Annotated in this window: 10 protein-coding genes; 3 read left to right on the forward strand and 7 right to left on the reverse strand. The window is 32.8% G+C overall.

The window, feature by feature from the left end:
* Positions 1-3: 3 nt before the first annotated feature.
* Positions 4-1,149, reverse strand: a complete 1,146-nt coding sequence (locus FOF46_RS19105; protein WP_109434350.1) for an Mrp/NBP35 family ATP-binding protein — start codon at positions 1,147-1,149, stop codon at positions 4-6.
* A gap of 193 nt (positions 1,150-1,342) precedes the next feature.
* On the opposite strand from FOF46_RS19105, the gene FOF46_RS19110 reads away from it, so the two are divergent.
* On the forward strand, positions 1,343-2,170 hold the full coding sequence (locus tag FOF46_RS19110) for a hypothetical protein (RefSeq protein ID WP_143917559.1): 828 nt from the start codon (positions 1,343-1,345) through the stop codon (positions 2,168-2,170).
* Between the two features lie 12 nt (positions 2,171-2,182).
* Here the strand turns inward: FOF46_RS19110 and FOF46_RS19115 are convergent, their stop codons facing one another.
* From FOF46_RS19115 to trmB, 3 genes are read right to left on the reverse strand one after another with little or no spacing between them, the layout of a single operon-like run.
* Positions 2,183-2,518: an MGMT family protein gene (locus FOF46_RS19115; protein ID WP_109434352.1), complete on the reverse strand. Its 336-nt coding sequence runs from the start codon at positions 2,516-2,518 to the stop codon at positions 2,183-2,185.
* Entirely contained in the window at positions 2,509-3,138 is a 630-nt protein-coding gene (locus FOF46_RS19120) for a LysE family translocator (RefSeq protein WP_109434353.1), read from the reverse strand. The genes FOF46_RS19115 and FOF46_RS19120 overlap by 10 nt, the downstream gene beginning before the upstream one ends.
* 14 nt (positions 3,139-3,152) lie before the next feature.
* Complete coding sequence (trmB, locus tag FOF46_RS19125; protein ID WP_109434477.1) at positions 3,153-3,827, reverse strand: tRNA (guanosine(46)-N7)-methyltransferase TrmB; 675 nt, start codon at positions 3,825-3,827, stop codon at positions 3,153-3,155.
* 347 nt (positions 3,828-4,174) lie between these two features.
* Between trmB and FOF46_RS19130 the strand changes: the two genes are divergently transcribed.
* A complete protein-coding gene (locus tag FOF46_RS19130; protein ID WP_143917560.1) occupies positions 4,175-5,230 on the forward strand; it encodes a UDP-N-acetylglucosamine--N-acetylmuramyl-(pentapeptide) pyrophosphoryl-undecaprenol N-acetylglucosamine transferase in 1,056 nt (351 codons plus the stop codon).
* On the opposite strand, the gene FOF46_RS19135 is transcribed toward FOF46_RS19130, so the two are convergent.
* The 3 genes from FOF46_RS19135 to FOF46_RS19145 all read right to left on the reverse strand — a co-directional run bounded on the left by FOF46_RS19135 (position 5,168) and on the right by FOF46_RS19145 (position 9,480).
* Positions 5,168-6,250, reverse strand: a complete 1,083-nt coding sequence (locus FOF46_RS19135; protein ID WP_109434355.1) for a sensor histidine kinase — start codon at positions 6,248-6,250, stop codon at positions 5,168-5,170. The two genes, FOF46_RS19130 and FOF46_RS19135, sit on opposite strands and share 63 nt — an antisense overlap.
* A complete protein-coding gene (locus tag FOF46_RS19140; protein WP_109434356.1) occupies positions 6,251-6,934 on the reverse strand; it encodes a response regulator transcription factor in 684 nt (227 codons plus the stop codon).
* Positions 6,935-7,080: 146 nt separating this feature from the next.
* Complete coding sequence (locus FOF46_RS19145; protein ID WP_109434357.1) at positions 7,081-9,480, reverse strand: inorganic phosphate transporter; 2,400 nt, start codon at positions 9,478-9,480, stop codon at positions 7,081-7,083.
* Positions 9,481-9,970: 490 nt separating this feature from the next.
* Here FOF46_RS19145 and FOF46_RS19150 point away from each other — a divergent pair, with 490 nt between their 5' ends.
* Complete coding sequence (locus FOF46_RS19150) at positions 9,971-10,330, forward strand: toxin-antitoxin system YwqK family antitoxin (protein WP_109434358.1); 360 nt, start codon at positions 9,971-9,973, stop codon at positions 10,328-10,330.
* The last annotated feature ends 142 nt before the right edge of the window (positions 10,331-10,472 follow it).

Consider the following 10,472-nt stretch of genomic DNA (forward strand, 5'->3'; position numbering starts at 1 on the left):
TTTTTATTTTTTTACGGCAGAACATCCTGCCATGGTTGTTATTTTAATTGCCTCTGTTGGAGGTAAGTTATCGTTTCTATCTACTACCTCTTGCACTACACTTTTGGTTAATTCCTCAAATGCTTTTTCTATTGGTGTAGCTGTCTGTAATGCTGCAGGTCTCCCTACATCTCCTGCTTCACGAATACTTTGTACTAACGGAATTTCTCCTAAGAAAGGAATATCCATATCCTCTGCCAGATGTTTTGCCCCTTCTTTTCCAAAGATATAATATTTATTGTTAGGAAGCTCTTCTGGTGTAAAATATGCCATATTCTCTATGATTCCCAAGACTGGCACATTGATACTCTCTTGTTGGAACATAGCTACACCTTTACGAGCATCTGCCAAAGCAACATTCTGCGGAGTACTTACTACCACAGCTCCGGTTATAGGAAGAGATTGCATAATAGATAAATGAATATCTCCTGTTCCTGGTGGCAAATCGATCAACATGAAATCCAGTTCTCCCCAGGCTGCATCAAAAATCATCTGATTTAGTGCTTTTGCAGCCATTGGACCTCTCCAAACTACTGCTTGATTAGGTTGTGTAAAAAACCCTATAGATAAAATCTTTACTCCATAATTCTCTATGGGTTTCATCTTAGATTTACCTCCTTCTTTTACAGAGAGGGGTCGTTCTCTTTCTACATCAAACATAATAGGTGCAGAAGGGCCATAAATGTCTGCGTCTAACAATCCTACTTTAAAACCCATTTTTGCCAAAGTCACTGCCAGATTTGAAGTTACCGTAGATTTACCTACACCACCTTTACCAGAAGCCACTGCAATAATATTGGTAATTCCAGGAATAGATTTTCCTTTGATCTCATTAGTTTGAGACTGCGTATTAGCGGCAGGCGCTTCGACTTTTATATTTACCGTTATTTTTGCCTTTTCATAAACTTTCTCATGAATTACTTTCATGACATCTACCTCAGCACGTTTACGAATATGTAGTGCAGGGGTAGTCAATACCAAATCTACAACTACTTCGTCGCCAAAAGTAATTACATTTTTAACCGAACCGCTCTCTACCATATTCTGACCTTCTCCTGCAACAGTTATAGTCTCTAATGCCTTTAATATATCTGATTTCTCTAACTTCATGAGTATTTTTCTTTTGCTGACTAATTCATCTATCTAGATTGATTCTAAGTGCAAAGATAGGTTGAAAAGTTAAGATTATAAAGCCTCCAAATTGAAATGATTTATAGTGGTATCGTATTTCACAATAAGATGATTTTTATAAAGTGGTATGATTAATGTGAATAGCGAATTAAAAAAATACAAAATAACCATTATGAAACCAATTACTCTTCTTCTACTAGCCTACTTTATGGTATCTAATCATGGATTTAGTCAAGGTAAATTAGAGAAAGCCGAAAAAAGTTTAAGTAAAAAAGAAGAGAGCAATAGAAGTTATAATAATTCTAGATCAAGATTAAGAACTTCAAATAATTATGACGACACTTATCTTTTTGGTGACTTACTTATAGAAATAGGAGCTATTATAACCTATGGAATTATCTTTGAAGCCCCTGGAGAAGCGGAATATGCTGCTAGTACTGCTTCTATTACCAAATACCCATATCTTCATTCAAAAAAAGGAAACTATTCTTATGATTGGGGAGAAGATGCCGCTTTATTTAGGACTACACTTTCTACCCGAACCGTTGTCGAAAATGCAAAATTGTATGGAAATCATCTCAATGCCGATTTTAGATTTTTTAAAAGAATTGGTTTTGAAGCAGATTATTTACAATTATGGGAAGACAATACTTTTTTTGGAGATAATTCATTAGCCGTATATATTTTTCTCGCAAAGTATCATCGAATTCGTACTGAAAGATTTGATATGTATTGGGGATTAGGTGCCACCTATGTTGATGGTGAAGTAGATGAATTAGGATTTACTTATGGTCTTGGGGCTGAGCTTTTCTTTGCAAAACCGTTAAGTTTGGAGGCTAATTTTAATCAAGCTTTTATCAATGATACTACCGTAAACAAATTTAATACGTTACTCAACTATCACTATAAACGTTATACATTTTCTGGAGGGTATGAGCATCTTAAATTGGGTAGCGTAGATTTTTCCACCTTTTCTGCCGGAGTCGGGGTTTCTTTTTAAGTGATTTTAAAATTATAACTCGGTCATAGGATCCCAGAATAGTTTTTCAAAATCTATAATCTGATTATCGATTACTTCTACTCCTTCACTTTCTAATAATTGTTGCATTAAGTTTGTTCCATCAAAATGGTGTTTCCCGGTGAGTATACCCTTTCTGTTTACCACACGATGCGCAGGCACATCATCTCTTCCACCACATGCATTCATTGCCCAACCAACCATTCGTGCACTTCTTGCCGCACCAAGACATTTGGCAATTGCTCCATAAGAAGTTATTCTTCCATAAGGTATTAGTTTGGCCACTTCATATACTCTTTCAAAAAAATTATCGTTTTCTTTTACTCCCACGTGTATACAATTCTTGCTAAGGTTATAATTACTAAAATCAACATCAATATTCCCATAAAATAATTAGAATATTTAGTGATAGACGCTGTTTTCTTTTCAATCTTTAAAAAAGACAATACATAAAAATAAAGAGTTACAAAAGTTCCTGTTCCTGCCGCAACAGTAAATGCTATAATACGTAAAGTATCGTATTCCATTTTTCCACTAACGCTCATTCCAGCAGCAATAGCACAGAAATAAGGTATCGGTAATACATTAATCGCTGACATCATAACACCTTTGAAAAAACTTCTCTTTTCATTTTTGCGATATACTCTGATTTTTGTTCTTCTTTGTTTTGCTTTTGCGAAAAAGTAAATCGCCATCAAAAAAAAGATTACTGCTCCTGTACGCAGTAAAATATTTCTAACAAAAGGGTTGAAAAAAATATATTTGGCCAAAAGAATAGCAATCAAGGCCTGAAACAAGACCACTACAGAAGCTCCAATTGCCACTAAAATACCATTGTTCTTTCCTCTTTCAAGACATGTGCGTGCAACGGTCATATTTACCAATCCAGGAGGAATAACTCCAACCAGTGATGCAAAAAATGTAACTAAAAATAGTCTAGTAGTTTCCAAAATTATTATGCCAATTACGTGATCCTAAACTGGATGTAAGTTATAGGTTTATTTTGTTCTAAATATTGTTTTTCATAAAAAGTTTGAATTGAAGTTACAATCTTTGGTGCACCTTCATTATGGTAAACATTATGATTTGCGTACAGCACTTCATGCCCTTCTCCATGCAACAATCCTAAGGTGTATCCATGCATAAATTCACTATCTGTTTTAAGATGCATGAGCCCTGTTGGTTTTAATATTTTCTTATACCGTTGTAAAAAATCATGATTTGTTAATCGATGCTTTGTGCGTTTATATTTGATTTGTGGATCTGGAAAAGTAATCCAAATCTCATCAACCTCTCCTTCGGCAAAAATATGATCGATTAGTTCAATTTGTGTTCTAATAAAGCCCACATTATTCATTTCGTCTTCTATCGCAGTTTTAGCACCACGCCAAAAACGGGCTCCTTTAATATCAATACCAATAAAATTTTTATCTGGATATTGTTCTGCAAGTCCTACCGTATATTCTCCTTTACCACATCCTAACTCAAGAACAATAGGGTTTTGATTTTTAAAGAATTTCTCATTCCATTTCCCTTTATATCCAAGTGTATTATTAAGCACTTCATCTCGTGTAGGTTCTACTACATTATGAAAGGTTTTGTTCTCGTTAAATCGTTTTAATTTATTCTTACTTCCCACTAATTCTCTAATTTCTTTTCTTATTCGACTCTCGAATCCTTTTTGTGTTACATTAAACCTCTGATTTTTGGTATTAAGAAACACTAATCTCTTTAGTAAAAAGAGTTCGATATATAGTAACATATCAAAAAATACACCAATTCAAATATTTCTATCAACAAAATATGATTTGAATCCCTTCTTAAAAAGGAAAAATCAATATGTTCAATATAATTTTCATGATGTTGAGTTTCACTAAAGATAATTTTTTGGTAAAATTAAGGAAATATACGCATAAGGAAATAGGATTACTTTTATTATTAAGAATTAAATGGTCAGTCGTTATAACCAATTAAAAACTAGAACATTTGAAAAAAAAAGTACTTGTAGCTCCTCTAAATTGGGGACTAGGTCATGCAACACGTTGTATCCCTATTATCAATGCGTTAATAGAAGAAGGTCTGGAGCCTGTTATTGCCTCTGATGGTATTGCTTTATCATTATTAAAAAAGGAATTTCCTAAGTTACAAACAAAACTCCTTCCTTCCTACAATATAGAATATTCTAAAAAGGGAAGTAATTTTAAGTTGAAAATGTTACTTAACAGTCCTAAAATTGCTCATGCTATAAGTGCCGAAAAAAAAGTCATTAAAAAGCTTATGCAGGAAGAGGATTTTTGCGGTATTATTTCTGACAACAGAATGGGAGTACGACACAAAAGTATTCCTTCAGTTTTTATAACTCATCAACTTACCGTACTAAGCGGAAAAACAACATCAATAAGCACAAAACTTCACAATAAGTACATTAAAAAATTCGATGTGTGCTGGGTTCCTGATATGGCTGATGATCCAAATCTTAGTGGTGAATTAGGTCACCCAAAAAAGAATACTATTCCTGTTACGTATCTTGGTCCTTTAAGTAGGTTTGAATATCAGGTTGTACCCAAGAAATATGATATTATGGTATTACTTTCTGGCCCAGAACCTCAACGCACTTTATTAGAACAAAAGTTATTTCAGGAATTTGAACAAAGTGATAAAAGAATTGTATTTGTACGTGGACTTATTGAAGATATACAACAGACGTATATAAAGAATAATATCACAATACATAATTACCTTACCGGGAAAGATCTGGAAGACACTATAAACAGCAGTAATTTGATCATTTCGAGATCAGGGTACACTACAGTAATGGATCTTGCCAAATTGAAGAAAAAAGCATTTTTTATCCCTACGCCAGGTCAGTTTGAACAAGAATACTTAGCAGAGCGTTTAACAATTAATAAATTAGTTCCTAGTTGTACTCAGAATGATTTTACATTAACTAAGTTAAGAGATTTGAATGCGTATCGAGGATTAAGTAGTTTTAGTACTGACATCGACTACGGGGAACTTTTTCACTTTTTCCAAAGTAAATGAAAATTCGCTTCCTACTCGATAATCGCTTTCTACATAAATTCGTTCGTGGTGCGCTTCGATAATATGCTTTACGATAGCTAACCCAAGACCAGAGCCTCCTTCTTTACGCGAGCCACTTTTATTTACTCGATAAAAGCGTTCAAATAATCTTGGGATATGGGCTTGTGCGATCCCTTCTCCATTATCTGTAACTCTAACAATAGTTTTATTACGGATCAAATCTTCGATACTTACCTCGGTCGTACCATCTTCTTTTCCATACTTTATGGAGTTTACAATAAGATTAGAAAGAACTTGTTGTATACGTTCTTTATCGGCATGAACCAGAATAGGGTTACTATAATTCATATCAAATGTAAGTGCAATATTCTTTTTTGCAGCTTTCATTTCATACAGATCAAATACACTTTGTACCAATTCTACAATATCAAAATTAGTATAGCTAAGATTAAGATCACCTGCTTCTAATTTGGTGATCATATCCAGATCGTTCACGATATAAATTAAACGCTCTACTCCCTTACTAGCACGATTTAAGTATTTATCAAGAATTGCAGGATCATCCATCGCTCCATCCAAAAGGGTTAATATATACCCCTGAACAGTAAATAATGGTGTTTTTAACTCATGCGAAACATTCCCCATAAATTCTTTACGATACGCTTCTCTGATTTTTAACTTTTCAATCTCTGTTTTACGCTGTTGTGCAAATTTTTCAACTTCTTTAATAAGAGTTCTCATATCTGTTGTAACAGGAGTATCACTAATAACATCATCTACTTCCAACATTTCGATATCATCATATATTTTACGAACTCTTCTATAAATAAACTTCTCAACACGATATTGAATAATTAGAAAGCAAATTGCATAGCATACCATTACAAAACCTAATATAAATAATAGGTTAAACTGGGATTGCGCATACAAAAAAACGCTCATTACGAGCGTTAATAATATAGTAATGTATAAAGACGAAAGGTATGCAAACCTATACGACTTCTTAAAATTCTCTGCCATTTAAACTACGAACTTATATCCTACTCCTTTAATCGTTTTAAAACTATCATCGCCGATCTTTTCTCTTAATTTTCTGATGTGAACATCTATAGTACGACCTCCTACGATCACCTCATTACCCCATACCTTATCAAGAATATCTTCTCGTTTAAATACCTTTCCAGGCTTAGAGGCTAATAAAGATAATAATTCAAATTCTTTTCTAGGTAAAACAATCTCTTTTTTATCTTTTACAATCTTATACTCATCTCTATTAATAACGAGATTACCTATCTTAACCACATTATCAGAAGATTCGTCTTCTTTAAGTCTACGTAATAAGGCTTTTACTTTACTCACTAAAACTTTTGGACGAATCGGTTTAGTAATATAATCATCTGCTCCTGCATCAAATCCTGCTACCTGAGAATAATCTTCTCCCCTTGCAGTAAGAAAAGTGATGATTGTATTTTGTAAATCTGGTAGTTTGCGAATATGTTCACAAGCTTCAATGCCATCCATTTCTGGCATCATCACATCCAAAATAATTAATTGTGGTTTTTTCTTTTTAGCAACTTTTACAGCTTCAACTCCGTTTTCTGCAGTAACAACACTATATCCTTCCGCAGTAAGATTATACCCAACAATTTCTAAAATATCTGGCTCATCATCTACTAACAGAATTGTAATATCTTTTTTATTCATTTTTTATAGAATTATATCACTTGATTGAGGTAAATATACTATGTTACAATGAAAGTTTTCACAACTATTACACTAGGAAACAATAAACTAACGTAAAAATTTCATAAGGATAACATTTACTTAACGTCACAATTATCCTAAAATAATTAATCCTGATGATCTCTATAAGTGGTTAATAGATTCATCGTGGCTGTAATCAAGTCTTTTGTCTCCATTAACAAACCAAAGTACAATGTAGTATTTTTAGGACTGCTTTCTTCGGTTCTTGTTCTAGCAACTTGTTTATTGATTTTATCATTAACAATCGTAAACAACTCTTGTTTTTCATTTATAATACCATTAAGTGTATTAAACTCTCTGCTATCAAAAACAGTTTTGATATTACTGAAGAAGTCATTAAGATGATCTTCTATTTCTTTTAGGTCTTTAATTTGGTTAAACCTAAGTTTCTTATGATTATTATTTACATGTTTATGACTTACCTTGGCCACATACTCCAGAGATTGAGTAATATCCTCTAGATATCCCAAAATTGAAATATAAAAATTACTGGCTCCTACACTGGATTCATCAAGGTTTTTGATAAAATAAAAGATACTATCTCTTAATTCTTCGACCTCAGTTTCTAATTTTGCAATTCCTTTTCTACTTTTCTTTAATGCAGCTAAATCATATTTTGCCAAACTATCAATAGTCTGTCCATAGATCTTATTTCCTCTATTTACAAAAGACTTAATATTATCTGCACTCTCTTCTATAACTCCTTGTATAGAACTACTTTCAGATTTTTTAAGTCTATCTTCAGCTCTTTCTGCTCTGGTTTTATTACGATATTTAATCGTATTTCTAACCAAAAGAAATACTGCCAAAGAAAGCAATACAGCTAACATTGCAGGTAGATGAATATTCAATAAAAAAGCAATTGTAGCCGCAGCAATAAATGCACTTATTGCCGTAAAAAACCATCCACCGATCACATTTAATACTCCAGCTACACGATACACAGCACTCTCTGTTCCCCAAGCTCTATCTGCTAATGAAGTACCCATTGCAACCATAAAAGTTACATATGTTGTAGAAAGAGGTAATTTCATAGAAGTTGCAATAGAAATTAACACCCCAGCTACCATAAGGTTTACTGCTGCTCTTACCATATCAAAAGCAGGAAGGTCCTCCTTTTTGGCTGTTAAGGTATTTGTAGAATCAATAGATTCTTGATCGAATTGTCTTTCTGTAACTCCTTTAAATGATTTTGGAGTAATAGAAGTAATTACATCAGAAATAAACACCGTTCCTCTAACAATGCCTCTGGATAAAAAATTTGGACGAAACTTCTCATCTCCTTCGCCTTGTCTTGATAAATCAATAGAAGTCTTAACAACATTCCTTGCCTTAGAAGAAAACCATAAAGTTAAGACCATTATAATACCTGCAGCCAATAACAATAAGGTAGGAGTTTCTGCTTTCCCTCCCAAAACTGCCATCGAGAATTCACCTGGTAACTGTCCGGATGCGCTCCATGCTTCATAAGCTTTCAAAGCAGCGATAGGGACACCTATAAAGTTTACAAGGTCATTTCCAGCAAAAGCCAATGCTAATGCAAAAGTTCCTACCACAATAATCAACTTATAGATATTAGTTTTAAATAATACTATTATTAAATATGAAATTATGGATAGCAATACAAAACCCGCTGACACAATTAGCGGAACATTAGTTTCTAAGAAACCTCTCAATGTTAATGCTATGGTTCCTGCTTCAGTATCAATTTTAAATAAATCTTTTTTGGCCGCTACTAATTCTTTAACGGTCTCATATGAACTATTAAAATATGCATTTGCCCAATCCAGCAATCCTTCTGCTCCTCCATTATATATAATGTCAACAATAGACTTAGCATAATTTGTTCCCTTAATACCTTTTATAAATATAAAATAGAGTATTGCTGTAAGGGCAATTCCTCCAAATAATGCTCCAACCCATTTCGCCTTCTTTTCGAAATTAAAAGACAATAACAAACGAGATATATATTGAACAATCGCTCCAACAGAAAACGCAACCACAACAGATAATAAAATCCCGGTTATAATTTCGCCTGCTTTCTTTGTATTAATATAGTTACCCAAATCTGCAATAGAAAGTGATGAATCGGCAGAAATTTTAAGTAACGCTACACACACTGCCGCTCCTAATAATTCAAAAACGATAGATACCGTGGTCGATGTAGGCATTCCTAAGGTATTAAAAAAGTCAAGGAGCAATATATCAGTAATCATAACCGCCATAAAGATGATCATGATCTCATCAAAATAAAACTCTCCAGGGACAAAAATACCTTTACGAGCTACTTCCATTAGTCCACTAGAAAAAATAGCTCCTGCAGCTATACCTATACTTGCTACAATCATAATTGTTCTAAAAGAAATTGCTTTAGAACCTATTGCAGAATTTAAAAAATTAACAGCATCATTACTTACACCAACTATAAGGTCGGCTACAGCTAAAGCCGCTAATGCAACAATCATCAATATGTAAATATCACTCATATACTTTGCATGTACTTATTGACCACAAAAATGTTATTAAAATTCAAGTCATATGTTATTGAAATGTTATCTTTTCAAAGCCTTTTCACCTCTATTTATGTGGTATTACAACTTTCAAATGTATAAATTAATATCGATTAATTACTGTTATTTACACCTATATAAAAATAGAGTACCTAAAACTAAAAAGGACTCCAAATCAATCAGCAAAACACTTATAAACAAATACTTAACACTATTACTAAAGGGCTAAAAATATACAATGCAATAGTTATAACCTGCTCTTAACTTCTAAGCTAAGCTATCATTAAGTACAAAATCCAAAAATTTAAAACTCAATGTTGCCAAAAAATAAATTATACAAAATACTCATTATTAGCTACTTACAAGCTTATTGTTAATTTAATGTTACGCAAAAGTTGTTTAAAAGTAAAATTAATGTTATGTTTGTAATATAAATATTAAGAACCCCCAAACAAAAAGTTAATATATGAGAAATTTAGTAATAGCAATTGCATTGATGTTTTCCGCAACTATTTTTGCTCAGGAAGTAAAACCTACATTTGAAAAGCAGGGAGATCTTATTAAAGGTACATTCTTTTATCAGGATGGTTCAGTAAGACAACAAGGTTTTTATAATAAAGAAGGTAAGCTTCATGGAGAATGGAAATCATATGATGCTACAGGAAAGAAAATTGCCATGGGGCAATATAGTCAAGGAGTGAAAACCGGAAAATGGTTTTTCTGGAGTGCTGATAAATTATCAGAAGTAAATTATAGTGATAATCAAATTGCAGATGTAACTACTTGGTCTAATAAAGATAATGTAGTTGTTAATTATAACAATTAAAAATTGTCTAAAAAATACCCGTTGTGCATTTAGAAAAAGTTGCGCAAACTGCTAAAAGGCAGTAAATTGTAGTTACGACACTATAATTCATATGCACAACTTTCAAGCAAATTACGATAAAATACTCAAGGTTTTAAAAGGA

This window comes from Aquimarina algiphila (assembly GCF_007489275.1).
GTDB classification, from domain to species: Bacteria; Bacteroidota; Bacteroidia; order Flavobacteriales; family Flavobacteriaceae; genus Aquimarina; species Aquimarina algiphila.